The 1,282-nt window shown below is 69.0% G+C and carries 2 protein-coding genes and 2 pseudogenes; 3 read left to right on the top strand and 1 reads right to left on the bottom strand.

Features of this window, described 5'->3' with window-relative positions; genetic code table 11:
• Positions 1-321, top strand: a pseudogene (locus G6021_RS17435) (alpha/beta hydrolase); the annotation flags it as partial.
• Positions 322-343: 22 nt separating this feature from the next.
• Here the strand turns inward: G6021_RS17435 and mftR are convergent.
• On the bottom strand, positions 344-934 hold the full coding sequence (mftR, locus tag G6021_RS13655) for a mycofactocin system transcriptional regulator (protein WP_179525886.1): 591 nt from the start codon (positions 932-934) through the stop codon (positions 344-346).
• Positions 935-1,071: 137 nt separating this feature from the next.
• Here mftR and mftA point away from each other — a divergent pair, with 137 nt between their 5' ends.
• Together mftA and G6021_RS17430 are read left to right on the top strand one after the other, a co-directional pair.
• Positions 1,072-1,158 (top strand): mycofactocin precursor MftA, encoded by an 87-nt coding sequence (gene mftA, locus G6021_RS13650; RefSeq protein ID WP_067716580.1) that lies wholly within the window; start codon positions 1,072-1,074, stop codon positions 1,156-1,158.
• Between the two features lies 1 nt (position 1,159).
• Positions 1,160-1,282 (top strand): annotated as a pseudogene (locus tag G6021_RS17430) (mycofactocin biosynthesis chaperone MftB); the annotation flags it as partial.

The raw sequence follows: 1,282 nt of genomic DNA, 5'->3' as shown, positions 1-1,282 counted from the left end.
CGCCAGGACCCCGCCGCCGTCCCCGCGATGCTGTGCAACGACATGACCCCGGAGCAGACGCAGTGGACCATCGGGCAGGTGGTCGAGGACGCCGCGGCCCTGTTGTCGGAACCCGTTGATCTCAGTGGCCTGGCCGTGGACGTGCCCCGGACCTATATCCGGCTCACCCGCGACACGTGCTACACGCCTGAACTGCAGGCTCGTTCCGCCGACCTGGTCGGCGGTGGCACGGTGTTCCTCGACTCAGGGCACATGGCCATGGTGTCCATCCCCGAACAGCTCGCCGAGGTGCTGAACGGGATCGCCGCTCGCCAGGTGTGATGTCCGGCCTCTCCGTCCGGCCTCAGGCGAGGATGCACGTCCCCTGCCTGAGGAGTTCGTGGAGCCGGGCCTGGTCGGCGTCGGGCTCGTCGACCCAGCGCCGGTACGCCGAGAGGGCGATCCCGAGCGCGGCGTGAGCCGTGGCGGCCGGGATCAGATCGTGCACGGTCTCCCCGCGACGCGCGGCCACGAACTCCGCGACGGCCCTCCGCCAGTCCGCGTACATCAGCGTCGAATGGGCCTGGAGTTCGTCCACCCCGAGCAGTAGTCCCATCCGCAGGCGGTGCACCTGGGTCTCGGAGTCCGGGAAGGTGTTGAACGCGACGAGCGAGTCCGCCAGCGCGTCCCGGAGCGGGGTCGAGCCGGGGATCTCGGCCAGCTGTCGCCGCATCCCGTCCATCTGCACGTCGAACTCGCCCCACGCGATCGCCGCCTTCCCCGGGAAGTACCGGAAGAGGGTCCGCCGGGAGATGTGTGCGGCCTCGGCGATCTCGTCGACGCTGGTCGCGTCGTATCCCTGGCGCGCGAACAGCCTCAACGCCACCGCCACGATCGAGGCGCGCGTCGTGGACGGTCGTCGCCCGGGGACGCGACTGTCGTCAGACTCCGTCATTCCCATGATCGACAAGCCTAGAGCCATCCCGGACGCGGACCGTGCATTGACCATTGCAATTGGCACTAGGTGCCAATATGATGCAGGTCTCACCTGGAGTGGTGAGGAACCCAACCGCGTTGACGAGAGGAACCGCCGTGGAGAACACCCAGAACACCGAGGTAGTGCTGGAGGAGGCCCTCATCGAGGAGGTCTCGATCGACGGTATGTGTGGGGTCTACTGACATGACCTCCGCAGCAGCGCCGGCCGGCGCCGGACAGGACGCCGCGCCCGCGGCCTTCGATCTCGACGCCGGCTGGCGCCTGCACCCCGGAGTGGCGCTGCGTCCCGAGCCGTTCGGGGCCCTG

The organism is Dietzia sp. CW19 (assembly GCF_014145265.1).
Taxonomy (GTDB): Bacteria; Actinomycetota; Actinomycetes; order Mycobacteriales; family Mycobacteriaceae; genus Dietzia; species Dietzia natronolimnaea.
Note: the sequence above shows the minus strand (reverse complement) of the source record. Positions and strands in the feature narration are given on the sequence as shown.